The organism is Rhodopseudomonas sp. P2A-2r (genome assembly GCF_026015985.1).
Taxonomy (GTDB): domain Bacteria; phylum Pseudomonadota; class Alphaproteobacteria; order Rhizobiales; family Xanthobacteraceae; genus Tardiphaga.
Genome location: NZ_CP110389.1, coordinates 4,579,896 through 4,603,944, shown reverse-complemented (window position 1 = coordinate 4,603,944; position 24,049 = coordinate 4,579,896). Strand labels below are relative to the sequence as shown.

Sequence of the window (24,049 nt, the reverse complement as noted above, 5' to 3'; positions counted from 1 at the left end):
TGTGCTGTCGGGAACCACGCGTTGCGGTATTGTCGCAGCACTTTTCGTGACGCTGGGGGCCGAAGGCATCAGCATCATCAGCATGCCTTCGGCGAGCCGCAAAGAGAGGAGACTGATCGATGGCCAAAAAGAATTCAAGCCGGGTCAGGGTTTCACCAAGGAGGAATGGGACGACACGGAGTTTCCTGAACTGACGGACGAGGAACTTGCCGAGATGCGCCCGTTCGCCGAAGTCTTGCCCGAACTCGCGGCCTCGATCCGCCGGGGGCGCGGTCCCAACAAGGCGCCGACCAAGCGGCTGATCTCGTTGCGGCTGTCGGGCGAGGTGATCGACAAGTACAAGGCCGGCGGCGATGGCTGGCAGTCGCGTATCGATGCCGACCTGCGCAAGCTCAACAAGATCAAATGAGCGTCAGCGCGCGACCCATGCCAGCACCAGCACGCGCAGCGGGTTGGCGGGGTCGAGCAGCAGCTTGGCGGTGACGCCGAGCGAGATGATCACCAGCAGCGGGCGGATCACCTTCGGCCCGAAGCGCATCGCGGTGCGCGAGCCGAGCCGGCCGCCAATGAAATTGCCGATGGCCAGGGTCGCACCTAGCATCCACAGCACCTGTCCGCCGGACGCCATCACCGCGATCGACACCAGGTTGCTCATCAGGTTGAGCACCTTGGTATGCGCGGTCGCCCGGGTCAGCCCCATGCCCATCAGGGCAACCAGGCTGAGCGCGTAGAACGAGCCGGCGCCGGGGCCGAAAAATCCATCATAGAAGCCGATGGCGGCGGCCACCGCCGCGTAGGCGAGCGGCGTCAGGCGGGCGCGGGAATCGATGTCGCCGGCGACCGGGGCCACCAGGAAAAACAAGGCGATGCCGACCAGCAGGATCGGCAGCACCACCATCAGCCATCGGGTGTCGACGGCCATCAGCGCCAGCGCGCCGCCGGCGCCGCCGGCCAGTGCTGCGACCAGCGGGATGCGCAGCAGCTTGAAGTCGATCCAGCCGCCGCGCCAGTACGTATAGGTCGCCGATGCGGTGCCGACGCAGCCCTGCACCTTGTTGGTGGCGATGGCCGCCACCGGGCTGACGCCGGCCGCCAGCAGCGCCGGGATCATGATCAGCCCGCCGCCGCCAGCAATGGCGTCGACGAAGCCGGCCGCCACGGCGGCGAGGCAGAGCAGGGCAATGATGTCGGGGGCAAGATCCATGACGGCGCGTTTAAACGATGGGAGCGCGTAATGCCACCGGAGACGGGAACCGGGTCGCGGTCGCCATCACGATCGCTGGCAGCGCATTGCCGCATAGTCGGCGATGACATTCCGCAGCTGCGACGTGAGCGTCGCGGGATGCTCCCATGCAAGCGAACACCTGTCATCCCATGCATTTGCATGATAATTTCCCGTCCATCGCAGCCCGCGCGGCCGTTTTGTCGCCCAGCCACTGAATTCATCGACATGAACAAGTTCGAGCCGAAGAGCCGCGCAGCGGCCGGTCAGCCGTTGTCAGACGAGGTTGTCGCGGAACTGTCGCACATTCCGACCGAGGTGATGGAGGTCAGCGACGCCCCGTCGATCGCGCCGAAGCCGCCGCTCACCAAGAGCGAGGTGCGCACCATTCTGGTGAGCCTGCTGCTGACGATGTTTCTGGCGGCGCTCGACCAGACCATCGTCGCAACGGCATTGCCGACCATCGGCCGCCAGTTCGGCGATGTCTCCAACCTGTCCTGGGTGATCACCGCCTATCTGCTGGCCTCGACTGCGGTGGCGCCGGTGTTCGGGACGCTGTCCGACATCTACGGCCGCCGTGCCACCATCATCGCCGCGCTGGCGCTGTTCATGGCGGGCTCGGTGATGTGCGCGCTGGCACCGAACATGCTGGTGCTGATCCTCGGCCGTGCGCTGCAGGGCCTCGGCGGCGGCGGCATCCTGCCGATCGTGCAGACGGTGATCTCTGACGTGGTGACGCCGCGCGAGCGCGGCCAGTACCAGGCCTATTTCAGCAGCGTCTGGGTGGCCGCCGGCATTGGCGGGCCGATCCTCGGCGGGCTGTTCGCCGAACACCTGCACTGGTCGATGATCTTCTGGATCAACATTCCGCTCGGCATTGCCGCGCTCGCCATGCTGCTGCCGAACATGAAGAAGATCCCGGTGTTCCACCGCATGCGCAAGGTCGACTGGCTCGGCGGTGTGCTGCTGATGGCCGCGGCGGTGACGGTCATGCTGGTGCTGACCTGGGGCGGCACGAAATTCTCATGGGCCTCGCCGACCATTCTGGCGATGCTCGGCGCGGCGGCGGCGATGGCGCTCGCCTTCATCTGGCACGCGCTGCGGACCTCCGAACCGTTCCTGCCGCTGCAACTGATGTCGGGCACGGTGGTGCCGTATGCGATGGCCGCCGGCGGCTGCGCCATGGGCGCGATGATCGGGCTCACGGTGCATCTGCCGCTTTACTACGAAGTGGTCTACGGCCTCACCGCCGGCGAGGCAGGGCTGGCGCTGATTCCAATTGCGGCGGTCTCGGTGGCCGGCGCCGCGATTGCCGGCCGCACCATGACGCGCGCCAAGCACTACAAGCGCGTGGCGATCGCCGGCACCGGCATGGCGGCGGTCATGGCGATGCTGATGGCGTTCGCCGCGCCGTTGCCGCTGTGGGCGCTGCTCACCATGCTCGGCGCGTTCGCCGTCGGCCTCGGCACCACCTTCCCGGTGTCGGTGGTGTCGATCCAGAACGCCGTGCCGCGGCCGCAGGTCGGCACCGCCACCGGCGCCATGAACTTCTTCCGTGCGCTGATGGCGTCGTTCACCGTCGCCGCCTTCACCACGATCCTGCTGATGGTGCTGGGCGCCGACATCACCATCTCCGGCGAGCATGCCGGCGCGGCACATCCCATTGCCGCCGCCGACATGGTGCATGCGTTCCGCTACGTGTTCGCCGCCGCCGCGGCGATGATGGCGGTGGGCGCATTTTTCCTGCTGCTGATGGAAGAGCGGGCGCTTGCGGGACCGGCCAAGGCCGCGGCGACGGAGTTGGTGGAGTAGGGGACAAAGCTGCTAGCGGACGATGCAACTTGTGGTTATGTCGTGGAGCGGGTAATGATGCCAATCTAGGGGGTGTAATGATTGCCATGACAGTTGAGTATCCTATTCAAAGTACCCAAGTTCGGCAGCTCAGCAAACTTGTCGAAGAATCAACCCGAGCGACTGGAGATAGCGTCAAGTATTTCATTGAGCCCACTCCAGGAGTTTTAGACAAAGCGAAAAATAAGCGTCATCACATCATTTTTGGCCGGCGCGGCTCTGGCAAATCGAGCCTGCTGCATAAGGTCGCCTCTGATTTGACTATCAGTCGAACGCCTATCGCATACGTTGATCTTGAGCAGTTTAAAGGACACAGCTACCCGGATGTCTTGATAAGTGTCTTGATCAGTACGCTGACGGAATTCAAGAAGTGGCTTGACACTGCCGCCACGAATCCAGCGACAAAGAAGACGTTCTGGATGAAATTCTTCGGATCGATCCCGTCAAAGGGCGCGTTCCCAAAAAGAAATACAGCAAGTCTGTCGGCCCAGTTCGAGGCGATGATTGAGCTGCACCCGGTTCTGTTGACACCGGCTTAAACTAATCCGGCCCTTTGCTCGAACTCCATAGGGCTTAGATATCCGATGGTCGAGTGACGACGCTTCGGATTGTAGAAGCGTTCGATGTAGTCGAACACATCGGCCTTGGCTTCGTTCCTTGTTCGGTAGATCTTGCGCGCGGTTCGCTCCGTCTTCAACGACGAGAAGAAGCTCTCCATAGCCGCGTTGTCCCAGACATTTCCAGACCGGCTCATTGAACAGACGACGCCGTGGTCGGCCATCAATCGCTGGAACTGCTCGCTGGTGTTGGCTGTCCCGGTCGGAATGGTGGAGCAGCGCATCAGGTTTGCCTCGTCGCCAGATTGCCATCACGAGGGCGTCGGTCACAAGTTGCGCCGTCATTGCGGTTTGCATCGACCAGCCAACTACGCGCCGAGAGAACAGGTCGACGACGGCCGCCACATAAATCCAGCCTTCCGCCGTCCAGACATAGGTGAAGTCGGCGATCCATTTGCGGTTGGGAGCCGCCGCCTCGAAGGCGCGGTCGAGCACGTTGGCAGCGACGGCGCTCGCCTGACGTTCACCCACATCAGGAGGAAGGCGGCGCTGTCGCGGCCGCGCCCTGAGAGCTTGTAGGCGCATCAATCGTTCGACCCGGTGTAGCCCACACGACACACCCTCTGCAAGCAGGTCGTGCCATACACGCCTGGCGCCGTAAGTGCGGTCGCTTGCGAGGAAGCTGGCTCGAACCTTCGCACCCAATTCCTCATCGCTTCGGCTCCGCCGACTGCGTGAACGCTCCAGCCAGGCATAGAACCCACCTCGCGAGACACCGAGCGCCTCGCACAACCACTCCGCCGGCCAGAGCCCCCGGTGCTTCGAAATGAAACCGAACTTCACATCGATTCCTTCGCGAAGTAGGCCGCGGCTTTTTTAGGATGTCGCGCTCTGCCTTCAGTTTGGCAACCTCGCGCCTGAGGCGCGTGATCTCCTGCTGCTCCGGCTTCATCTGACCTTGCCCGGGAAAAGCATGTTGCGGGTCGTCGGCGAACTTCTTCACCCATTCACGCAGCTGCGTCGGATGAACGCCGAGGTCGTCGGCAGCCTGGGCGTAGGACACGCCCCGATCCTTGATCAGCTTGACCGCCCCAAGCTTGTACTCTCGCGTAAACTTCCGTCTCTCCATGACACACCTCCAGCTCCATAAAACACCTAACTTGGTGTCTTCGGAACCGGGTGCAGCTCAATCTGATGACGCGTTACGAAAGACCAATCTTGTTTATCTTGAGAAAGAGCAGGCTGGCGTATTCGGCTAGCAAAAGCCTGTCGCCTTTGTGATGATCCCCGCAGGCTACGCGCCTCTGCGGGGGAGGCTGCGACAGTAGACAGTGCGCCGCGGGGCGCTGGCTATCGCATCCGCCTGGTGCGTATCCGGTCCCTGCCATCCCATCGCGGTCAACGAACGGCGGATTGCCGCTTCCGTCCCATGCCCCAACGAGCCGCTCCCCGACGCAATCCCGTTGTAGTCGATGTCCGACGGTATTATGGAAGGTGAATTGGGTGGCTGTGTTGCCGCCGGTACCGCCCTCCTGACGAAGCGAAACGAACTGACATGAAAACACTGATTGCCATCGCCGTCGTGCTTTCTTCGACCACCGCCCTGGCGCAAAGCCCGCCGCCCACGGTCGGCGGCAAGCCGCTGGTGCAGGTGAAGCCGCGCAATGCCGGCAAGCAGCTGTCCAATGCCGAGAAATTGCTGGCCTGCCTCGAGATCGAGGATGGCTCGAAGCCGCGGCTGGACTGCTTCGATGCGGTGTTCCCGCCGAAGCCGCCGAAGGCGAAGCCGGTGCCCGCCAAGGGCGTGGCGGATTGCCGCTTCATCAAGGAAGAAGACGAGCGGCTGACCTGCTTCAACGGCTTTGCGGAGAGCATTCCGAAGTTTTCGGCGCGCTAGACCGGAATCGATTCTGGTTGAATCGGGTCCCCGACGCGATGCAGCGCGCGCCGCTTTGGCTCTGCGACGCAGAACCCTGCGAAGCTTCGCTTCGCTAGGCCGCATCGCATCCGGGACAAGCGCTCTTCTGTGACGATCACGCGCTAGCCGGTGCTGCCGGGGATCTCGACCGTGTGTGTGGCGAGCCAGACCTTGTTGCGGAACAAGTCGCGCAGCGACTGCGCGATCTGGCGGTGCTGGTTGCGTTCGGGGCCGACGGGAAACGACCGCGCATAGAGCAGGGTGCTGCGCTGCAACTCGAACAGTTCGGCGCGGCTGTAGCGGCGTTCAACAGTCGGAATACGGCTACCGGTTGCCATCGAACACTCCCCCGCTGCGGGAGGCATCGGCCTCCCTGTCACCGCGGAATGTCGTTGCCGCGGTGCTATGCCAGCCTAGACCCATTGCTGTCCGGAATAGGACTCAATTGCTCAACCCTGCTTGATCTAAGTCAAATATGAGAGTCGATTTTGGCACTTATGCAGGTGCGTGTAGATCATAGATGATCGCGGACTCGTCGATCAGGGTCCGGTAGCACTCGCAGGCCGCGGCTTCCAGGCCGGCGCGATCGATGATCTTGATGACGCCGCGGGAATAGGAGATGAAGCCGGCCGCCTGCAGTCTGCTGGCGACTTCGGTGACTGAGGTTCGGCGCACGCCGAGCATTTCGGCGAGGAATTCCTGGGTCAGTGCCACGGTGTCGTCGTTGGCGCGATCCGCAGACTGCAGCAGCCAGCGGCAGAACCGCGCTTCCACCGGATGCACCGCGTTGCAGGCGGCGGTAATGCGCGCCTGCGACAGCAGGATTTCATTGTAGCGGATGCACAGGTCGCGAATGGCGTCGCTCTGCGCCGCGGCCTTGCGGAACACCGCCGCCGAAATCCGCGACGCCGCCATGGGAAGCTGAATCACCGCGCGCACCAGCGACCTGTACAGGCCGAAGCCGGACATGGCGCCGACCACGCCTTCGCGGCCGACGGTGGCGATCTCGATCGATTTGCCGTCGCTCAGCACCACCAGCAGCGAGATCATGCCATTGTGCGGAAACCAGACATGGTCGAACTCATCGCCGGCCTCCAGCACCAGATGGCCCTGCGGCATCGGCTGGATGGTGAAATGCGGGAGCAGCAGCGCATTGAATTCACTGCGGGCAGCGCCGACAACAGCGCGTTGTCGAGTGGGCTGCCGAGATTGGGGGCAAGCATGACGGTATCCTGCCCGATCGGTCGGGCCGATTCCGCAGGGGGTGGGAATGACGCTCCGAGAGCACGTTCCGCGCGGGGTGCCCTACATATAGGGTTCTCAAGTCCCTTTGTCGTGCGGCAACCGTCATAAGGCGCGCAGATGCCGGTCAAATATCCGGATAATCGCCGATTAGCTGAGGAATGCCAGCAGCTTGATTGATCACGCGCGTTAGTAAAATATTTGTCTGATAGGCAACTTAAGCGGCGCGCGGACTCCAATGTCGAGGCTTCCGTCATCGTTGCCGCGGCGTCGCAGCGCCCATGGCGAGGCGCTGCTGCGGCCGAATATCGGGGAACGCCGCAAAGAATTGTCGGAACCATCCTCAGTTGCTTTAGGGTAGTCAGGATTCGTCGCTCGGCTGATGTGCTGGACTGGCGTCAACAGTCAGCCCGGGGGCCGCGACGTGGAACATTTGCAGGTTTTGGTGCGCGACGAGACGACGCGCGCCGGCGCCGTTGTGACCTTGCAGGCATTCAGCCGCGGCGTTCTCCATCGCCTGCCGCAGAAACTGTCGGGCGCGGCCTTCGCAGCGCTGCTGCTCAACACCAGCCCGGTGCGCGCGGCTGGCGGAAACGGCGGCACCGGGCAGGGGCTGATCCCGCTGTTCGGCACCAGCAGCGGCGGCTATGGCGTGTCGAATTCCGGCAGGAACCCCGTCGGCGATTTCGGCCAGGCCGGAAGCCAGGTCTGCACCGCGGGCAGCGGCGGCGGCGGCGGCGGCGGTGCCGGCGGCGGGCTGGGCGGCCCTGGCGGCGGTCCGGTCAACGCCGCTGCCGGCGCGGCGGGCCGCGACAATGACGGCTGCTTCGGTGGCGGCGGTGGCGGCGGTGGCACCGGCGGTGCCCATGGCCAGATCGGCAGCGGATATCTCACGCTGGTCACGCCAGTCGCCGGTAGCACCGGCGGCACGGGCGGCGCCGGCGGCCAGGTCAACTATATTTTCAATCCCGGGGCCGGCCCCGGCGCCGCCGGCAATGGCGGGGGCGGCGGTGGCGGCGGCGAGGGCGGCTACGGCGTGTACATGATCGGCACCGGCGCGCGCACCGTCGACAACTACAACACCATCACGGGCGGCAGCGGCGGCACCGGCGGCAATGCCGGCTCCGCCATCATCCCGATGTTCCTGCCCGGCATCACCGGCAGCGGTGGCGGTAACGGTGGCGATGGCGGCACCGGAATCCATTTTGAATTTTCTCCGGCCGGCAACACGCTGCGCAATTATGGCACAGTGCAGGGCGGCAGCGGCGGCCTCGGCGGATCGGGCGGCGAGTTGTCCGGCGCTGTCGTGGGCTCCAAGGGTACTACGGGCAATGCCGGCGTCGGCGGCGTCGGCGTGGTCGGCGTCGATCTCACCGTCGTCAACGCGGGCAGCATCAGCGGCGGCCTGTCGGGCGACGGCTTCATCCGCGCCAACGCCATCAATTTCTATGGTACCAGCCAACTGACCACTCTGGCCGGCGGCACGCTGACCGGCAATATCAACATTGGCGGCGTGCTGACGCTGCTGCAGACCGGGGCGAGCGCGGCCTACGGCAACATCTTCACCGGCGACGGCGCACTGGCGATCACCACCGCAGGGGGCAACGTGGTGTCGCTGAGCGGCGCCAACACCTATGGCGGCGGCACCACCGTGACAACGGGCAGCACGCTGGCGATCAACAATTCGCAGTCCATCGGCAGCGGCGCGCTGAAGCTGCAGTCCGGCAGCACCTTGAACATGACGACGCCCGGACTGAGCCTCGGCAATGCGATCAGCGTCGCCGGCATCGCGGCCATCGCAACCGAGCAGGACGCCCGCATCACCGGCGCGATCGTCGACGGCGTGTCGCCCGGCGGCCTCATCAAGACCGGCCCGGGGTTGCTGATCCTGTCGGGCACCAGCAGCTACAGCAACCTGACGCAGGTCAAAAGCGGCATCCTGCAGGTCGATGGTTCGATCGCCGCTTCAAACCAGATCTCGGTGCTCAGCGGCGGCGTGCTGCGCGGCACCGGCACCGTGGGCAAGCTGCTGATCGACGATGGCGGGACCTTCGCGCCGGGCTCGACGCCCACGACGTCGATGACGGTCGCCGGCACGCTCGGCTTCCAGGCCGGTGCCACTTACCTCGTGCATGTCGGCTTGTCCGGGATGACGTCGGTCAATGTGTCGGGCACGGCGTTTCTGGGCGGCACGGTGGCGATACCCGCCTCGTCAGGCTGGCAGAACTGGACGGTGATCAAGAGCATCCTGCATGCCGGCGCGCTGAACGGCACGTTTGCCGGCGTCAGCGCGCCGCCGGGATACACCGGCAGCCTCAGCTACAGCCTCACCGACGTGACGTTGACCGCCACCGGCGGGTTTGCCAGCGACCTGGTGCTGTCGCGCAACCATGGCGCGTTGGTTGCCGCGCATGACGGCTACCTGTCCGGTGGCGCCACGGTGCCGGCGCGCTTCGACGCGGTGTTGGCCTTGAGCGGCAGTAACCTCACCAATGCGTTGACGCAGATCTCCGGCGAGACGCCGACCGCGACGCATCAGACCGGCCTCAATGCGGCGACGCAGTTCGTCGGGACCATGTCCGACCCGAACATCGCCGGCCGCGGCGGCGAGGCATCGTCGGCGACGGCTTATGCGGAGGAGGGCGATGCGATGAGCGCCTACGCCGCCACCGGCGACAAGCGCAGCGGCTCGGCGCGCGACGCCTTTGCGATGATCACCAAGGCGCCGCCGCGCGTCCCCGCGTTCCGGCCGTTCTGGAACGTGTGGGCGTCGGGCTTCGGCGGCACTCAGACCACCGACGGCAATGTGGCGGCCGGCTCCAACACGTCGACCAGCCGGATCGGCGGCGTCGCGTTCGGGGCCGACTATCATCTGTCGCCGCAGACCGTCGCCGGCTTTGCGCTGGCCGGCGGCGCTACCAACTTCAGTGTCGTCGGCGGCGGCAGCGGGCGTTCTGACCTGTTCCAGCTCGGCGGCTTCGTGCGCCACACGATCGGCGCCGCCTATGTCACCGCGTCGGCGGCCTATGGCTGGCAGGATGTGACGACCGACCGCATCGTCTCGGTGGGCGGGCTCGATCAGTTGCGCGCAAACTTCAACACCAACAGCCTGTCGGCGCGGCTCGAGGCCGGCAACCGCTTTGCGCTGCCGTGGTTCGGCGACGCCGGCGTCACGCCCTATGCAGCGACGCAGCTGACCTATCTCGACCTGCCGGCCTATGCGGAGACCACGTTGTCGGGGCCGACGACGTTTGCGCTGGCCTATGCCGCGAAGGGTATCACCGCGCCGCGCAGCGAGCTCGGCCTGCGCAGCGACAGGTCGTTTGCGGTGGGCGACAAGATGCTGACCCTGCGTGGCCGTGCCGCCTGGGCGCATGACTTCGATACCGACCGCTCGGCCACCGCGACCTTCCTGGCACTGCCGGGCGCCAGCTTCGTGGTCGGCGGCGCGTCGCCTGCGGCCAATGCGGCGCTGACCACGGCTGCGGCCGAACTGACCTTCATCAGCGGCATCAGCGTCGGCGCGACGTTTGAGGGCGAGTTCTCCGACGTCACCCGCAGCTACGCCGGCAAGGGCGTGGTGCGCTATGCGTGGTGAGCGATCTGCGCGGAATTGACACAGGGCGCGATGCCAGCCTAACAGCGGCCATCGAACGCGCCGCGAGGATCAGGCCATGAGCAAACCAACCGTCGAACAGACCAAGATGGGCACCGAAGCCATCGCCTTCTGCATTGCGCGCACGCTGATCGAGCGCGATCCGTCGCTGAAGGCGCCGATGCGCGCCAACCTGCGCAAGATGTGGGAGCTGCTGGAGGAGCGCGACGATTCCGCGGCAGCCGACATGGTCGACACCCTGATCAAGGCGCTCAACGATCCCGCTTTCTTCAAGCCATAGGTCGACCAGGGCAATTGCCGCCGGTTCATCCATTTTGATGGGGTTGGTGAAGATTGTGGCAACCATTTGCCGGTAGGGTTCCCACCGGTTGGCGCGGAAGAAACCGTGTCTGCCCGATGAGGAGGCCGCGGTGCTGGGTTTGATCTGGAAGTTCTGTCGCGATGAATCGGGCGCCACCGCCATCGAATACGCGCTGATCGCCGCCGGCATCTGCCTCGCCATCATCACCACCGTGCAGGGCATCGGCCCGACGCTGAGCGGCAAGTTCACCGAGGTGAACAGCTCGCTGAAATAGCGTCTGTCCCAATTCTTTCCCGATTCGGCGGGGCCGCCCCGAACGCAATCGCGTGAACGGCCGTGGCGACCTTCGCCGCCTGCTATATATTCGGCCTCTGACGGAACGGCTGCTGACGGCCGCATTCAAAGAGGCGATCATGAGACTCACGCTGCGTACCGCGCTGGTGATGGCGGGCCTTGCATTGGCCGTGCCGCTGCTCCCACCCGTCGCCCCTGCCGCGCAGGCCGCGCCATTGCGCACATCGCAATCGCCGTTCTGCCTGCTGCCGGGGTCGACCAACGGTCCGGGCGGCGCGCCGCAAATCTGCGGCTACTACGACTGGCAGACCTGTCTGGAGGCCGCTGCCGTGCGGCGCGCCAATTGCGTGGTCAATATCGACTTTCCCGGCCAGGTCGTGGCGGCACCGAACGGCTGGCGCGCGGTCTATCCGGGCGGGCGCTGATCCGGCTGATGCGATCGGAACGACAGTTATAGTTTATGAAGGGATCGCTGATGACCTGCATTCGACGCGCAACGCTTGCCGCGCTGGTTCTGCTTGGCGGCGCGGCAGGGCAGGCGCTGCCGGCCGCCGCGGCCACATCGAACGTGCCGCCGTTCTGCGTCAAGCGCGGCGGTCCGCTCGGTCCGGACAGCGTACCGCAGCTGTGCCGGTTCTATGACTATCAGGGCTGCCTGCAGGCTGCCGCCGACCTCAACGGCAATTGCGTGATCAACATCGACTACAAGGGCGTGGTGTCGCTGTCCCCGCAGCGCGAGCGGCGGCAACGCTGACGCCGCTCAGTTCGAGCGGCCCTGCTGCTCGACCGGCGCACCGATCAGCAACGCCTTGTTGATGGCGTCGCGCAACTGGGTGGCGGCAGCGGTCGAGCAGCGCAAATGCGCCACGGCCACCGGCACCACGTCAGTGGCACTCGTGGCCGTAGGCATCACGATGCCGGCGGCCAGCATGATGTTGATCAGGCCCTGGTTGTTGCCCAGCGTCGGACAGAACTCGAAAAAATAATCGGCGCTGCCGGCAGATCGCGGATGGGCACGAAGGTGTCGGGCGTATCGGTCATGGCGGATCCCTCAGGAATTTCAATTCGATGCAGTCCGCCGCGCGGGCAGGCACGGCAGGCGATCCGATGTAGGATTTAAACCCTTGACAGCGTCGCGCTGCCGGGGTAGCTTCACGGCATGCTCCACAATTGGGTTTCAGACAAGCGCCGCGTCAGCGGTGCGTGGTTGTGGATTGCCTCGCCGGTGGCCCGGCGATGAGGAACATCGCCCCATATAGTGCGTTGGCCTTCGACACTTCGTGCCTGCGGGTACGTCAGGGAAAGAAGGCACCATGGCAACCAAACAAAACGGTCAGATAGTGGAAACGCCAACCGAGGCGCGGCAGGGCGAACCCGGCCCCTCGGTACTCGCGCTGTTGGCCATCAGCACAGGCCTTGCGATTTTAATCCTTGGTGTCGTCTGGTTCGTATTCTTCCGCACCTGACGGGACGTCGCTTCCCGCGACGACGCCAGTTCCAGCGAGATCGAACCATGGCAACGATATCCGCAGCCCGGCCGGCCAGAAAGCCGGCGCGGGCTGAAGTTGTGAGTCGCGTCCGCAAGACCGCGGTGAAGAAGACGGCCGCAGCGAAACAGCCGGTGGCTAAGAAACCGGCGGCGAAGCAAGCGGTCAAGAAGACCGTCAAGAAAACACCGGTAAAGAAAGCCGCGGCTAAGAAGCCGGTTGCGCCGCGCACCGCCAGGCGGCTGCTCAAGGAGAAGCGCGATGCTGCCGTGCTCGCGCGCAAGCGGACCCAGGACGCGACATTACTGCGCGTCGACGAGACCGATGTAGTAATCGACCAGCACGACGAAGTCGCGCAGCAGAAACTGGCGCGGCTGCGGCGCACGGCCGTCGACAAGGCCGCCGATCCGCCGCCGGCCGCCGGGGTGGCGCTGGTCGAGCGCGTCACCCGCGCGGTCGAACGCGAGCTGATGCAGATCGAAACCATCGTCGGCGGCCACCATGTGAAACCGCAGCAGCGCAGCGAGGCGGAGCGCCGCGCCCGCACGCTGGCGTCATTGGCGCGCACGCTCACCGAGGTGCGGCGGCTGCGCGCAGCTGACGAGTTGCAGAGGCCTGCCCATGGACCAAGCGCTGCCCGAGACCTTGACGCGTTCCGCCGAATCCTTTGGCAACGACTGGAAGGAATGGTCGGAAGAGCAACGGCTGTACCTGCTGCAGACCATGAGCCAGGAGGAAATGGATGACCTCAATGCGCATTGGGATCTGTTCGCCCATGCTCATCAAACGCCGCCGCTGCTGGCGCCGAACGGAAAGCCTTGGCTGACCTGGCTGATGATCGGCGGCCGCGGCGCCGGCAGGACCCGCGCCGGTGCTGAATGGATCCGCGCCCAGGCGCTTGGCCTGCCGCCGTTCGCCAGCGAGGCGGCGTCGCGCATCGCGCTGGTCGGAGAGACCGAGCACGAGGTGCGCGAGGTGATGATCGAGGGCGTGTCCGGGCTGCTCGCGGTGCATCCGCCGCACGAACGGCCGCTCTGGCTGCCCTCGCGAAAGCGGCTGGAATGGCGCAACGGCGCGGTGGCGCAGGCGTTTCCGCGGAAGATCCGGAGAGCCTGCGCGGCCCGCAGTTCTGCGGCGCGTGGTCGGATGAACTGGCCAAATGGCGCCATGCCGAAGCCGCCTTCGACATGCTGCAATTCGGCCTGCGGCTGGGAAGCCAGCCGCGGCAGCTGATCACCACCACGCCGCGGCCGACTGCGTTGCTGAAACGGCTGATCGACGATCCCGCCAGCGTGGTGTCGCGCGCGGCGACCGCAGCCAACGCCCACAATCTGGCGCCGACGTTCTTGGAGGGCGTGATGGCGCGCTATGCCGGCACGCGCATCGGCCGCCAGGAACTCGACGGCGAGATCATCGAGGACCGGCCTGACGCGCTGTGGTCGCGCGCGCTGCTCGACGAATGCCGCGTGGCCGAGGCGCCGGACCTGCAGCGCATCGTGGTCGCCGTCGATCCGCCGGTGTCGTCGGGCAAGCGCGCCGATTGCTGCGGCATCGTCGCCGCCGGCATCGCCGAGAGCGGCACGGTCTATGTGCTCGCCGACGGCACCGTGTCCGCGGTGACGCCGGCCGCGTGGGCGATGAAGGCCATCGCGCTGTGGCGACGATTGCAGGCCGCCGCGCAGGTGGTGGAAGTCAACCAGGGCGGCGAGATGGTGCACGCGGTCATCAACGAGGTCGATGCCGCCGTGCCGGTCACCCCGGTGCGGGCGCTGCGCGGAAAATGGCTGCGCGCGGAGCCGGTGGCGACCCTGTACGAGCAGGGCCGGGTGAAACATGCCGGCGTGTTCGCCGCGCTGGAAGACGAGATGTGCGACTTCGCCGCCACCGGACTGTCCTCGGGCCGCTCGCCGGACCGCGTCGACGCGCTGGTCTGGGCGGTGGCGTCGCTGGCGCTGGTCCCGAAGCATGTCGGGCCGCGGATCAGGGTGTTGTAGCTCGACGCGCGCCTGCGCGGGCAACAATGCAAGCCTGTCATCGCCCGGCTCGACGGGGCGATCCAGTCAACGCGGGCCAAAGAAACTGAAGCGAAACGCCGCCGGATACTGGATCGCCCGCTTTCGCGGGCGATCCAGTCGGTGGCGTGGCGCGACTGCAAGTCATGGCATCGAGAGAACTGCGCATGTTCAACCGACTCAAAGCCTATCTCGCCCCTCCCGAAGCGAAAGCCAGCCGGACCGCGCGGCTGCTGGCCTATGAGAGCGGCGGGCGGGCGCGGTGGACGCCGCGCGACTATGCGGCACTGGCGCGCGAAGGGTTCGTCGGCAATGCCGTCGTGCATCGTGCGGTGCGCCTCATTGCCGAGAACGCCGCGGCGTGTCCGTTCCTGGTGTTCGACGGCGCCAGCGAGCGCGAGGCACATCCGCTGTGGCAATTGCTGACGCGGCCCAATCCGCGCCAGGACGGCGGCGTGTTCTTCGAGATGCTCTATGCGCATCTGCTGCTGGCCGGCAATGCCTACATCGAAGCGGTCTCGCCGAATGAGGCCGTGCGACAGCACGACGTGCGCGAGCTCTATGCGTTGCGGCCGGACCGCATGAAGGTGGTGCCCGGTCCTGACGGCTGGGCCGAGGCCTATGAGTACAGCGTCGGCGGTCGCAGCGTGCGGTTCGACCAGCTCGCATCAATGGTGCCGCCGATCCTGCATCTGACGTTCTTCCACCCGCTCGACGATCACTATGGGCTGGCGCCGATCGAGGCCGCCGCGGTGGCGCTCGACACCCACAATGCGGCGGCGAAATGGAACAAGGCGCTGCTCGACAATGCCGCAAGGCCGTCCGGCGCGCTGGTCTATGCGGGCCCCGAGGGGGCGGTGCTGAACGATCAACAGTTCGAACGGCTGAAGCGCGAACTCGAAGGCAATTATCAGGGCGCGGTCAATGCCGGCCGGCCGTTGCTGCTGGAAGGCGGACTCGACTGGAAGGCGATGTCGCTGACACCCAAGGACATGGACTTCCTCGAAGCCAAACACGCCGCGGCGCGCGAGATCGCGCTGGCGTTCGGCGTGCCGCCGATGCTGCTCGGGATTCCCGGCGACAACACCTATGCCAATTTCCAGGAGGCCAACCGGGTGTTCTTCCGCCAGACCGTGCTGCCGCTGGCATCAAGGGTCGGCCACGCCATCGCGCAATGGCTGGCGCCGCAATTCGGCGACGGCATCCGCGTGGTCATCGACACCGACCGCATCGACGCGCTGGCCGCGGACAGCGCGGCGCTGTGGGAGCGCGTCTCGGCTGCAGCGTTCCTGACGCTGAACGAAAAGCGCGAGGCGGTCGGCTACGCGCCGATCGAAGGCGGCGACCGGCTGTAGAGCAGCAGATTCAGGCGCGCCGACGTAGCGGTTGCCGGGACGCCTGCGGCGCAGACATCGTGTGGCGCGGCGCGGGCGCCGCTGACATCTCGACATGCAGCGGCTGCGGCCGGACGGCATCGATCGCCGGCAGGCGGCGCGGCTGCGCCGGCGTCGATCTATCGGCCGGCGTACCGAAGAACTGCATGATCTGCCGGCACGGCGTGCAGACGAACAGATTGTGCAGATCCGTCGCCGTCATGTCGTAGCGGCAGTTCGGGCATGGCGGACGCATGGTAAATTTCTCGGATAACATGATGGGCCGTCGGTCGCTGTATCGGTCGCAGGCTTATGGCTTGTTTCGCCCGTTTGCGGAAAGACCGGGGCACTACGGGGAAGTGCACGAATAATAGCCATGCCGCCGCGTCACGACCGTGCGGATTCCACAGATCGAGCGCGAATGTTGGATGGCGTTTGGCTACTTTGGAGAGGGCGCTGTGGAATGGTGGGTGGTTGAGCGGGAGATATAGGTGAAGAAGAGCATCTATTTTGATAGTTTCAGATGGTGCGATTGGCCTGATCCGAGCGCGCTTGCACGCTTCTTTCTTGCCCCGAAGGGGCAAGAGTAGTCTTACCTAGGTGGTAATGATAGCTGGGGAATGGATGTTAAAGGGCTCGACGGCACGGCTGCTTTGCCCGAGATCAATCAGGTCGGCGCCGCTCTGGCCATGGTCGGAAAACCTGAACTCGGCGTTTATCTCGCTTACGACAAATGGGACGGCCGGGAGCAGAAAAAGTTCAACTACAACGCCAGAGGAGATCTCAGCCGGCTCGGCGAATTCGTCAGATCGCTACACGATACACCGCTGTCGGTTGGTCTGTTCATCCCGTTTCCACTGGCTTGGAAGGCGGTGAAGGAGTTTATGGAAACCGACGGCGAGATACCGACCAGCATCGAATGGATTGCGAGCAAGGACCTGCCGCCCGAAGCGTTTCCGGTGCCGCGACCGCCAAACCGACGTTGATACTTAGATATCCGCCTCTTGGCGCGTCCTGTTCCTGTACGTCGGATCAGCGCGGTCGCGTTTGCCCCGCGGCGGGTCTGCGCGCGGCCGACGTTGAAACGCGGCCATTTTGCGTCGAATGCCCTGTAGATCCGCAGAGTTCCACTAACCCCGCGGGCGAAATGGCGCTGGACGCCCCCTGCCGCTCTGCCAGGTAGTATCGACGCGCTGGCCGCGGACCGCGCGGCGCTGTGGGAGCGCGTCTCGGGCGCGGCGTTCCTGACCCTGAACGAAAAGCGCGAGGCGGTCGGCTACGCGCCGATCGAAGGCGGCGACCGGCTGTAGAGCAGCCGATTCAGGCGCGCCGACGTAGCGGATGTCGGACCGCAGCGCGGCCGGATGGGTAACAGAGACATACAAGTAGACGCGGCCGGCATCGAGCGTCGGTGCCAAAACAATGGTTATCCAGTTTGCGAAGGCCCTGACCGGTCTCCGCATAGGTGGTGCTGGCTTACGTCGTGATTTGCCCGACGTGTTGCCGTCGATAAAAACTTAATTCTGTTACGAAATCAGATTGAAAGCATTTAGAGGGCAGGCTGCAGGTTTATTGCTGGCAGGTCGGAATGTCTTACGCGCCTTTGAGCTTGGAGACTGTCGAGGCCCATATGGGCCTGCTGCGGAAACGTGTAGTCGCCTTTCCGCCTGAAATAGAGCGGCAGTTCGAGGCGGATACCAACGCAAATCGATGCCGGCGCCTGACTCTCTGAATTTTCGTCTCGGCAGTACTCTACAATTGCTTCTTGATAGCTGACTGGCTGCTCGTGCCCGATGTGCTGCGGTTGGCGGTGTGGCTTCATTGCGTTGTGGTAACGCCCTGGATGTTAATGGCCGCCTGGCTGATTTCCAGGAGACCGAGTGCTTTTGTGCGGGAGTGTCTGGCCGCGAGCGTGCCGGTCCTTATCATTCTGCAGATAGACACGGGTTTTGCATTAACGGTGAGCGAGGGCGCGGCTCACTATCAGTATGTGGTAATGCCGACGCTTCTCTATACAAATGTATCCCTGCATCGTCTGGTGTTCCGATTTGCCTGGTCGGTTACGGCGATCATCCTGGTATGCCATGTTGTGGTGGTCCTGTCGGCCAGCTATCTTTCGGGGCCGGTGGCAACGATGATCTTGGTGCAGGTTGGCATATGCGCCTACATCACGCTGGTCGCAAACTTTACAATGGAGCGCGATCTGAGAAGAGCCTACCTCTATTCATTGAGAGATCGCCTGCGTCATGCCCAGGCTGACGCGGCAGCGAGGCGTGATACACTAACTGGATTGGCGAACAGGCACCATCTGGACGAAGAATTGCTCAAGCTCTGGTCTGCGCCAAAACATGGAGCGTCGTTCGTATCCGTCGTGATGCTTGACGTCGACAACTTCAAGAACCTGAATGATAGGTACGGACACGGCGCCGGAGATCTCTGTCTGAAGCGTATTGCCGCGACCCTGATCGCAGAGTTGCGCGGCGCTGGAGACCATGCCATTCGCTACGGTGGAGAAGAATTCCTGCTGTTGCTGCCGCAGTTGCAGCTGGTCGATGCCGTACGCATTGCGGAGCGAATTCGCAGGGCAATTGAGCAGGCGGAGATCCCCAATGAAAGCTCTGACCAGGGTGGTGTCGTGACGGCGAGCTTTGGCGTTGCTGCCTGTAACGTCACGGCGCTGTCGGCTACTGAACTGATCGCTGCGGCTGATAGCGCACTCTATGTCGCCAAGATGAGGGGGCGAAATCAGGTCTGGCCGCCGCTCGCCGCCGCAGAGGAACGTTGTGCCTCGCTCCTGGCCGAAGTCGGCAGTGGACGTCAATGTTCTACCGCATTGCGTCAAATCTGCGCGGAAGTCGTAAATGCCCGGTAACCGTTGCCGGTAGTATAGGCTTCCGTCCCATGGCTTTCTCCGTGGTATTAAACTACGTTACGTTTTGAGCGTGTACGATTCGCGTATGCAGATCGACCGCGAGGAAAGTGCCGTGTCTGTCAGCCAGTTTCTCAAGCAGCGCGCTGTCAACATCGTCGTCGGTGGCAGTTACACGCTGTCCAACTGGCTTGATGCCAAGGGAAGCCGCGCAGCTTTGCCTGCCGCACCAGCCGGGTGTCGCCGTTCCGCATGATCGTCGACGTGCCGGTGGTCGGCAGGATCGGCGAGTCCATTACCTCCTATTTCGGCGATTTCGGCACGCTGCAGGGCCGCATCAGCGACACCGTGGCCGGCGGCTTCCTGCTCGAGCTGGCGATGGACCAGGCGATGCGCGCCCGCATGTCGAACCAGCTCACCTGGCTGGAGAAGCGTCAGAAGGATGCCACCATCCAGGACGCCCGCAAGCAGGCGCGGATCGTGCCGTCGAGCCCGCATTCGATGCTGACCTTCGGCGATGGCAGCCTGCACAGCTGCTTTGTCATCGACATGTCGGTGTCGGGGGTGGCGGTGTCGGCCGACGTGCAGCCGGCGATCGGCACGCCGCTGGCGGTGGGTGCCTGCGTCGGCCGCGTGGTGCGGCATCTGCCGAGCGGCTTTGCCGTGCAGTTCGTCGCGCCGGTCAACCGCGGCGAGCTGGAGCGGCGCATCGCCCGCCCGGCGCCGCCGCGCAGCAGCGGCCCACGGAGCGCCGAAGCGCGGTTGGCGCACGCCGACGCGGCGCCGGTGGTCGACGAGATCTGGCCGGGAGCGGACGACGCCGCGGTCGCATCGTCGTCCTGAGCCGACTGTCGCCGCGCGCCGGCTGCGCCACGACTGATACTTCATCGCTATTCTGACTGCGGCATCCGCCGCGCGTTGCGCACCGGCCGCCGGGCGGCGCATCCGCATGGCCGCAGTCTGCGTGCCCGTCGCGCCGCCCGCGAGCCATCGCCATGTCGGACCTGATCCGCATCTTTGCCGAGCGCGGCGACCTCGCCCACGTGGCGCTGCTGCTGTGGGCGATCGCGGCGTCGGCTGCGGCGTGGTTCGCGCTGCGCGAGCTGGCGGCGGCCTCGAAACGCTTCGACGATTTCGTCCGCGAGCTGGAACGCTTCAACCGCCACAGCGGACGGCTGCACCGCGTCGACGACGCCCAGGATGATTGAAGGAGACCTGGCCATGGACCACCTGCACAGCATGCTCAGCGCGATCCGCACCGAGACCAAGGCACAGAAGCCGCATCTCAGCGTGTTCCGCGAATTCCTCGCCCATCTCGGCGAGCTGCAGCGCAAGGCCATCGAGAAGCCGCGCGTGAAGACGCCGCCGCGCAAGCCGCTGAAGCGCGCCAAGGGGTAGGGCGGCTCTTTCCCTCTCCCATCAAGCAAAGCGAAGCTTTGCGCAGGGCGGGAGAGGGTGGCTTCGCGCAGCGAAGACGGGAGAGGGGGCGCCCCCATCTCCGACACCCCCTCTCCCGTCTCGAACCCGCATCCGCCTTCGCTCTGCGAGCTTCGGCGGACAAGTCGCGGGCTTCGATCCACCCTCTCCCACCTCGCGCAGCTACGCTGCGCGGGGGCGAGGGAAAGCGCGCTAGCCGCCGCGCCACACCATCACACACGTCAGGTCCTTCCCCCGCATCCTGCGAGGCCGCCGATGCTTGCCCCTTTGCCGCCTTCCGCGCTGTCGCTTGCCGCCGACGGCACCATCGAGGGCTATGCCAGCCTGTTCGGCGCCATCGACCAGGCGCGCGACATGGTGATGCCCGGCGCCTTTCGCGAGACGCTGGCGCAGCGCGGCCTGCGCAAAATCCCGATGCTGTTCCAGCACGACCCGGCCGAGCCGGTCGGCGTCTGGCTCGAGCTATCAGAGGACCTGCGCGGGCTGTGGGCGCGGGGCCGGCTGATCCCCGACGTCAACCGCGCGCGCGAATTGCTGGCGCTGCTGCGCTCCGGCGCCGTCGACGGGCTGTCGATCGGCTATCGCACGCGGCGCGGCGTCATCGAGCCGCGCACGCGGGTGCGCAGACTGTACCAGGTCGACCTGTGGGAGATTTCCATCGTCACCTTCCCGCTGCTCGACGGCGCCCGTGTCGATGCGGTGAAGGCGCCGCTGTCGCGGCTGCGCGCCCAGGCCGAACGCGACTGGGCGCGGCTGCACGATCCCTCATCCCCCATGAGCGGCGCCGCGGAGGCACCGACGCCGCGCATCCGGCCCGGCCGCGCAGTGACATCGCTGCGCGGCCGCGCCGCGCGCAAGCACGCGCTCGGCAGCGTCGCGGCGCAAGCGAGGTTCGAGGGGCGGTGAGGGCGCGCCACACAGTGCACCGCGTCCTCGGCGATGCCTTCGCATCGCCTGACAGCACTTCTCCATCCACTCCCCCGCCCGCAACCGCGCTCGGGGTTTTGTTCGTTCACCCGCAAACCACCCATGACCCAGGAGACCACCATGAGCTACGACCTCAGCGACGCCGCGCCGGAGCACAAGGCCGGCTTCGCCGCGCTGGCGCGCGACAGCCATGACGAGCTGCGCGCGACTTTCGAGGAGTTCAAGTCGACCAATGACGAACGCCTGGCGCGGCTGGAGCGCGGCCGCGGCGATGTGCCGCTGGAGGAGAAGGTGGCGCGCATCGACGCCGCGCTCGATTCCCCGCACCGCCGCATGGACGAGCTGACGCTGCGCCAGGCGCGGCCGGCGCTCGATGGCACCTGGCACGGGCCAAGCGATGCCGCGGCCCAGGATGCCATCGGCCGCGAGCACAAGAGCGCCTTCGATCTATACAACCGCTCCGGCGCGAGCGACGGCCTGCGGCAGATCGAGACCAAGGCGATGTCGATCGGCAGCAATGCCGACGGCGGCCATCTGGTGCCCGAGGAGCTGGAGCGCAGCATCGCCGAGCGGCTGACGGCGATCTCGCCGATCCGCGCCATCGCCGCAGTGCGCAACATCTCGTCCTCGGTCTACAAGAAGCCGTTCATGATCGCCGGCCCGGCCACCGGCTGGATCGGCGAGGCCGACCCGCGGCCGCAGACGTCGTCGCCGAACATCGATGCGCTTGGCTTTCCGGCGATGGAGCTCTATGCGATGCCGGCAGCCACCGCCAACCTGCTGGAGGATGCCGCGGTCAATCTCGACGAATGGCTGGCCGGCGAGATCGACCAGGTGTTCGCCGCGCAGGAGGGCACGGCCTTCGTCAGTGGCGACGGCGTCAACAAGCCGAAGGGCTTTCTCAGCTATACCAACGTGGCGCAGGCGTCGTGGAGCTGGGGCAATATCGGCACTATCGCCTCCGGCGCCGCCGGGGCCTTTGCGGCCTCGAACCCGTCCGACGTGCTGGTCGACCTGATCTATGCGTTGCGCGCCGGCTATCGCCTGAACGCGCATTTCGTCATGAACCGGCGCACCCAGAGCGCGATCCGCAAGTTCAAGGATTCCACCGGCGTCTATCTGTGTCAGCCGCCGGCCACCGCCTCGGGCCGCGCCAGCCTGATCGGCTTTCCGCTGGACGATGCCGAGGACATGCCGGATATCGCGGCGGGCTCGCTCTCCATCGCCTTCGGCGACTTCAGGCGCGGCTACCTGGTCGTCGACCGCCAGGGCGTCCGCGTGCTGCGCGATCCCTACAGCGCAAAGCCCTATGTGCTGTTCTACACCACCAAGCGCGTCGGCGGCGGCGTGCAGGATTTCGACGCCATCAAGCTCTTGAAGTTCGCGGCGAGTTGAGGCGGGGCAGCGTAGGGTGGGTTACGCGCTGCGCGCTAACCCACCCTACGGGCTACGTGGATCATTCAATCCTTCGCGCGACTAATTACCGGATTTGTCGTTGGAAGAACCGCTCCTGCTAAGCTGGGGCCAAGGTGTCCCGAGTAAGTTCATATAGTTCTCTTGAACGGTTCGGTGACATTCGCAAGCTAAGCGTCCTAACGATCTGGGGTCGACGATATGTAGTCGGCCGCGCGCGTAGCTATGGCGCCCGTTGCTTGCATGGCTCCCGCAATGTCGGTTACGCTCGATCGGCGCACGCCGATCATGGAGGCAAGATAGTCCTGTGTAAGCGGGAGATCATCCCCAACCAGATCTCGCATTCGCAAGATCCATCTCGCAGTCCTCGCTTCGGCGGAGTGCCTTGCATTACAGGCCGCCGTTTGCTGAATATCGGCGACGAGGAACTGCTCATGAGCAGCAAGAGTGCTTCTTATTTTAGGATAACGTTCGATGATTTCCCGGAGCGGATCGCGGTCGATCACGGAAGCCGTTCCGGAAACTTGGACCAGGATCTTGTTAACAGACGTCTTGGTGTCTAGCGCTTGCGCTGCTCCCACGACCCCGTCTCGACCTACCATGAACGTTTGCACCATTGATCCGTCGTCAAGACCCACCATGAACGATACAATGCCGAAATGCGGGAAGTATACGTTCCTGATCTCGTCGTCAGGCTCCGCGAGAACGGCACCCTCTGTCAGCTGAACCGTTTTGAACCGCGCTTCCAGTTCGCGAAGATCACCTGCCGGCAGCATCTTTAGAAGCTGATTAGAGTTTTTCATCCGACCAAGCCCAAGGTTTGAGATTTGAAGCTGAATTCGTGCGCGCTCGTTCAAACTGCCAGTCCCACTGGCCCCAGCGAGCGTGATGGGCTCACAAACCCCGCGTTAACAGTCAATCAAGTTCGGCATTCCGGCCCGACGCTTAATCTTTTTCTTGATGCTGCTAGCGAATGCGCCCGGCGCGCGGGTGCTGGAATTCTTTCTGCTGGTCTTCGCTAGCCCGAACGCTGTGCACATACTCGACTTTTTTGCACCGCATGCATTTAAAGGCGTGCAAGGCAATCGCCGACATCCCTTGGATCAGACTTGCGGGCCTCATACGGTCCCCGCAATCTGGACATTGCGGCGCAAAAATACTCGTGTCGGATACTCTCATGGCGAGGGTTCCAAAACCTGATAGCGGACCAGACTAAGTTCGGTTCCGGACATCCTCTCTTGGCGCCGAGCTCTGCAGCCCGGGCGCGCCGCTCCGTGAGGGATCTGGATTGGATCCACAAGATCGACCTCGCCGGTAGGTGGCCGGTGCGAACTCTCAGCACACCGTCAATTCGCCGGTGCAATGCTTGACCTTGCTGCGGCGGAACCGGGCTTGCGGGCCGGCAGTCACATCAGAAAGCCGCCCGGCGCACGCCCGGCCAGCTTTTGCGTTCCGGAGATGAGCGCAGAACGTTGCATTCCGGCAGACGCCGTATGGTCGGGGGTCGCTCGGGCCAAGTTTAACACTACC

Annotated in this window: 24 protein-coding genes and 4 pseudogenes; 21 read left to right on the top strand and 7 right to left on the bottom strand. The window is 64.9% G+C overall.

The annotated features are described in order from the left end of the window. Nucleotides 1–46 precede the first annotated feature (46 nt). Nucleotides 47–409 (top strand): BrnA antitoxin family protein, encoded by a 363-nt coding sequence (locus tag ONR75_RS22330; RefSeq protein ID WP_320109640.1) that lies wholly within the window; start codon nt 47–49, stop codon nt 407–409. A 3-nt stretch (nt 410–412) separates the two neighbouring features. On the opposite strand, the gene ONR75_RS22325 is transcribed toward ONR75_RS22330, so the two are convergent. After that, a complete protein-coding gene (locus ONR75_RS22325) occupies nt 413–1,204 on the bottom strand; it encodes a TSUP family transporter (protein WP_265079164.1) in 792 nt (263 codons plus the stop codon). A gap of 246 nt (nt 1,205–1,450) precedes the next feature. Between ONR75_RS22325 and ONR75_RS22320 the strand changes: the two genes are divergently transcribed. Then, nucleotides 1,451–3,034 (top strand): MDR family MFS transporter, encoded by a 1,584-nt coding sequence (locus tag ONR75_RS22320; protein ID WP_265079163.1) that lies wholly within the window; start codon nt 1,451–1,453, stop codon nt 3,032–3,034. Nucleotides 3,035–3,111: 77 nt separating this feature from the next. After that, entirely contained in the window at nt 3,112–3,612 is a 501-nt protein-coding gene (locus tag ONR75_RS22315; protein ID WP_265079162.1) for an ATP-binding protein, read from the top strand. Here ONR75_RS22315 and ONR75_RS22310 read toward each other — a convergent pair. Further along, nucleotides 3,609–4,759 (bottom strand): annotated as a pseudogene (locus tag ONR75_RS22310) (IS3 family transposase). The gene ONR75_RS22315 and the pseudogene ONR75_RS22310 sit on opposite strands and share 4 nt — an antisense overlap. A 426-nt stretch (nt 4,760–5,185) precedes the next feature. Between ONR75_RS22310 and ONR75_RS22305 the strand changes: the two are divergent. Then, a complete protein-coding gene (locus ONR75_RS22305) occupies nt 5,186–5,527 on the top strand; it encodes a hypothetical protein (protein ID WP_265079161.1) in 342 nt (113 codons plus the stop codon). Nucleotides 5,528–5,670: 143 nt separating this feature from the next. On the opposite strand, the gene ONR75_RS22300 is transcribed toward ONR75_RS22305, so the two are convergent. Together ONR75_RS22300 and ONR75_RS22295 are read right to left on the bottom strand one after the other, a co-directional pair. Then, nucleotides 5,671–5,886 carry a hypothetical protein gene (locus tag ONR75_RS22300; RefSeq protein ID WP_265079160.1) on the bottom strand — a complete coding sequence of 72 codons (216 nt, stop codon included), beginning with the start codon at nt 5,884–5,886 and terminating at the stop codon, nt 5,671–5,673. A 157-nt stretch (nt 5,887–6,043) separates the two neighbouring features. Next, complete coding sequence (locus ONR75_RS22295; RefSeq protein WP_265079159.1) at nt 6,044–6,667, bottom strand: Crp/Fnr family transcriptional regulator; 624 nt, start codon at nt 6,665–6,667, stop codon at nt 6,044–6,046. Nucleotides 6,668–7,214: 547 nt separating this feature from the next. On the opposite strand from ONR75_RS22295, the gene ONR75_RS22290 reads away from it, so the two are divergent. The 5 genes from ONR75_RS22290 to ONR75_RS22270 all read left to right on the top strand — a co-directional run bounded on the left by ONR75_RS22290 (nt 7,215) and on the right by ONR75_RS22270 (nt 11,755). Beyond that, nucleotides 7,215–10,388, top strand: a complete 3,174-nt coding sequence (locus ONR75_RS22290; RefSeq protein ID WP_265079158.1) for an autotransporter outer membrane beta-barrel domain-containing protein — start codon at nt 7,215–7,217, stop codon at nt 10,386–10,388. Between the two features lie 76 nt (nt 10,389–10,464). Further along, complete coding sequence (locus ONR75_RS22285) at nt 10,465–10,686, top strand: hypothetical protein (protein WP_265079157.1); 222 nt, start codon at nt 10,465–10,467, stop codon at nt 10,684–10,686. A gap of 139 nt (nt 10,687–10,825) precedes the next feature. Further along, nucleotides 10,826–10,981, top strand: coding sequence for a Flp family type IVb pilin (locus ONR75_RS22280; protein WP_413776533.1), 156 nt, complete (start codon nt 10,826–10,828; stop codon nt 10,979–10,981). Between the two features lie 139 nt (nt 10,982–11,120). Then, complete coding sequence (locus ONR75_RS22275) at nt 11,121–11,426, top strand: DUF3551 domain-containing protein (protein ID WP_265079155.1); 306 nt, start codon at nt 11,121–11,123, stop codon at nt 11,424–11,426. Between the two features lie 50 nt (nt 11,427–11,476). After that, a complete protein-coding gene (locus tag ONR75_RS22270) occupies nt 11,477–11,755 on the top strand; it encodes a DUF3551 domain-containing protein (RefSeq protein ID WP_265079154.1) in 279 nt (92 codons plus the stop codon). Between the two features lie 6 nt (nt 11,756–11,761). On the opposite strand, the gene ONR75_RS22265 is transcribed toward ONR75_RS22270, so the two are convergent. Further along, on the bottom strand, nt 11,762–11,932 hold the full coding sequence (locus ONR75_RS22265) for a hypothetical protein (protein ID WP_265079153.1): 171 nt from the start codon (nt 11,930–11,932) through the stop codon (nt 11,762–11,764). 382 nt (nt 11,933–12,314) lie between these two features. Between ONR75_RS22265 and ONR75_RS22260 the strand changes: the two genes are divergently transcribed. From ONR75_RS22260 to ONR75_RS22245, 4 genes and pseudogenes are all read left to right on the top strand, one after another. Next, nucleotides 12,315–12,467 carry a hypothetical protein gene (locus ONR75_RS22260; RefSeq protein WP_265079152.1) on the top strand — a complete coding sequence of 51 codons (153 nt, stop codon included), beginning with the start codon at nt 12,315–12,317 and terminating at the stop codon, nt 12,465–12,467. A 125-nt stretch (nt 12,468–12,592) separates the two neighbouring features. Beyond that, nucleotides 12,593–13,234, top strand: a complete 642-nt coding sequence (locus tag ONR75_RS22255) for a hypothetical protein (RefSeq protein WP_265079151.1) — start codon at nt 12,593–12,595, stop codon at nt 13,232–13,234. Then, nucleotides 13,212–14,482, top strand: a pseudogene (locus ONR75_RS22250) (DNA-packaging protein). The gene ONR75_RS22255 and the pseudogene ONR75_RS22250 overlap by 23 nt, the downstream one beginning before the upstream one ends. Before the next feature lie 185 nt (nt 14,483–14,667). Further along, complete coding sequence (locus tag ONR75_RS22245; protein ID WP_265079150.1) at nt 14,668–15,855, top strand: phage portal protein; 1,188 nt, start codon at nt 14,668–14,670, stop codon at nt 15,853–15,855. A gap of 10 nt (nt 15,856–15,865) precedes the next feature. On the opposite strand, the gene ONR75_RS22240 is transcribed toward ONR75_RS22245, so the two are convergent. Continuing rightward, nucleotides 15,866–16,129 (bottom strand): hypothetical protein, encoded by a 264-nt coding sequence (locus ONR75_RS22240; protein ID WP_265079149.1) that lies wholly within the window; start codon nt 16,127–16,129, stop codon nt 15,866–15,868. A 364-nt stretch (nt 16,130–16,493) separates the two neighbouring features. Here ONR75_RS22240 and ONR75_RS22235 point away from each other — a divergent pair, with 364 nt between their 5' ends. The 8 genes and pseudogenes from ONR75_RS22235 (at nt 16,494) to ONR75_RS22200 (ending at nt 22,501) form a co-directional block, all read left to right on the top strand. Next, nucleotides 16,494–16,859 (top strand): Imm1 family immunity protein, encoded by a 366-nt coding sequence (locus ONR75_RS22235; RefSeq protein ID WP_265079148.1) that lies wholly within the window; start codon nt 16,494–16,496, stop codon nt 16,857–16,859. Between the two features lie 198 nt (nt 16,860–17,057). Next, a pseudogene (locus ONR75_RS22230) lies at nt 17,058–17,183 on the top strand (phage portal protein); the annotation flags it as partial. Between the two features lie 455 nt (nt 17,184–17,638). Next, on the top strand, nt 17,639–18,745 hold the full coding sequence (locus tag ONR75_RS22225) for a GGDEF domain-containing protein (protein WP_265079147.1): 1,107 nt from the start codon (nt 17,639–17,641) through the stop codon (nt 18,743–18,745). Between the two features lie 112 nt (nt 18,746–18,857). Continuing rightward, nucleotides 18,858–19,585, top strand: a pseudogene (locus ONR75_RS22220) (PilZ domain-containing protein). Between the two features lie 152 nt (nt 19,586–19,737). Continuing rightward, complete coding sequence (locus ONR75_RS22215) at nt 19,738–19,950, top strand: hypothetical protein (protein WP_265079146.1); 213 nt, start codon at nt 19,738–19,740, stop codon at nt 19,948–19,950. A gap of 13 nt (nt 19,951–19,963) precedes the next feature. Next, nucleotides 19,964–20,140, top strand: coding sequence for a hypothetical protein (locus ONR75_RS22210; RefSeq protein ID WP_265079145.1), 177 nt, complete (start codon nt 19,964–19,966; stop codon nt 20,138–20,140). Between the two features lie 294 nt (nt 20,141–20,434). Continuing rightward, on the top strand, nt 20,435–21,085 hold the full coding sequence (locus ONR75_RS22205) for an HK97 family phage prohead protease (protein ID WP_265079144.1): 651 nt from the start codon (nt 20,435–20,437) through the stop codon (nt 21,083–21,085). Between the two features lie 141 nt (nt 21,086–21,226). Beyond that, the gene (locus ONR75_RS22200; RefSeq protein WP_265079143.1) at nt 21,227–22,501 is read left to right on the top strand and encodes a phage major capsid protein; all 1,275 of its coding nucleotides are present in this window, start codon (nt 21,227–21,229) and stop codon (nt 22,499–22,501) included. A 197-nt stretch (nt 22,502–22,698) separates the two neighbouring features. Here ONR75_RS22200 and ONR75_RS22195 read toward each other — a convergent pair whose 3' ends face one another. Then, on the bottom strand, nt 22,699–23,376 hold the full coding sequence (locus ONR75_RS22195) for a Crp/Fnr family transcriptional regulator (RefSeq protein ID WP_265079142.1): 678 nt from the start codon (nt 23,374–23,376) through the stop codon (nt 22,699–22,701). Nucleotides 23,377–24,049 lie beyond the last annotated feature (673 nt).

Excerpts from the sequence above, each read along its gene's own strand:
- ONR75_RS22260 (WP_265079152.1), top strand. The coding sequence starts at position 12,315 with ATGGCAACCAAACAAAACGGTCAGATAGTGGAAACGCCAACCGAGGCG.
- ONR75_RS22205 (WP_265079144.1), top strand. The coding sequence starts at position 20,435 with ATGCTTGCCCCTTTGCCGCCTTCCGCGCTGTCGCTTGCCGCCGACGGC.
- ONR75_RS22325 (WP_265079164.1), bottom strand. The coding sequence starts at position 1,204 with ATGGATCTTGCCCCCGACATCATTGCCCTGCTCTGCCTCGCCGCCGTG.
- ONR75_RS22305 (WP_265079161.1), top strand. The coding sequence starts at position 5,186 with ATGAAAACACTGATTGCCATCGCCGTCGTGCTTTCTTCGACCACCGCC.
- ONR75_RS22200 (WP_265079143.1), top strand. The coding sequence starts at position 21,227 with ATGAGCTACGACCTCAGCGACGCCGCGCCGGAGCACAAGGCCGGCTTC.
- ONR75_RS22320 (WP_265079163.1), top strand. The coding sequence starts at position 1,451 with ATGAACAAGTTCGAGCCGAAGAGCCGCGCAGCGGCCGGTCAGCCGTTG.
- ONR75_RS22265 (WP_265079153.1), bottom strand. The coding sequence starts at position 11,932 with ATGCTGGCCGCCGGCATCGTGATGCCTACGGCCACGAGTGCCACTGAC.
- ONR75_RS22295 (WP_265079159.1), bottom strand. The coding sequence starts at position 6,667 with ATGCCGCAGGGCCATCTGGTGCTGGAGGCCGGCGATGAGTTCGACCAT.
- ONR75_RS22235 (WP_265079148.1), top strand. The coding sequence starts at position 16,494 with ATGGATGTTAAAGGGCTCGACGGCACGGCTGCTTTGCCCGAGATCAAT.
- ONR75_RS22270 (WP_265079154.1), top strand. The coding sequence starts at position 11,477 with ATGACCTGCATTCGACGCGCAACGCTTGCCGCGCTGGTTCTGCTTGGC.
- ONR75_RS22300 (WP_265079160.1), bottom strand. The coding sequence starts at position 5,886 with ATGGCAACCGGTAGCCGTATTCCGACTGTTGAACGCCGCTACAGCCGC.
- ONR75_RS22240 (WP_265079149.1), bottom strand. The coding sequence starts at position 16,129 with ATGCGTCCGCCATGCCCGAACTGCCGCTACGACATGACGGCGACGGAT.
- ONR75_RS22245 (WP_265079150.1), top strand. The coding sequence starts at position 14,668 with ATGTTCAACCGACTCAAAGCCTATCTCGCCCCTCCCGAAGCGAAAGCC.
- ONR75_RS22210 (WP_265079145.1), top strand. The coding sequence starts at position 19,964 with ATGGACCACCTGCACAGCATGCTCAGCGCGATCCGCACCGAGACCAAG.
- ONR75_RS22285 (WP_265079157.1), top strand. The coding sequence starts at position 10,465 with ATGAGCAAACCAACCGTCGAACAGACCAAGATGGGCACCGAAGCCATC.
- ONR75_RS22215 (WP_265079146.1), top strand. The coding sequence starts at position 19,738 with ATGTCGGACCTGATCCGCATCTTTGCCGAGCGCGGCGACCTCGCCCAC.
- ONR75_RS22315 (WP_265079162.1), top strand. The coding sequence starts at position 3,112 with ATGATTGCCATGACAGTTGAGTATCCTATTCAAAGTACCCAAGTTCGG.
- ONR75_RS22275 (WP_265079155.1), top strand. The coding sequence starts at position 11,121 with ATGAGACTCACGCTGCGTACCGCGCTGGTGATGGCGGGCCTTGCATTG.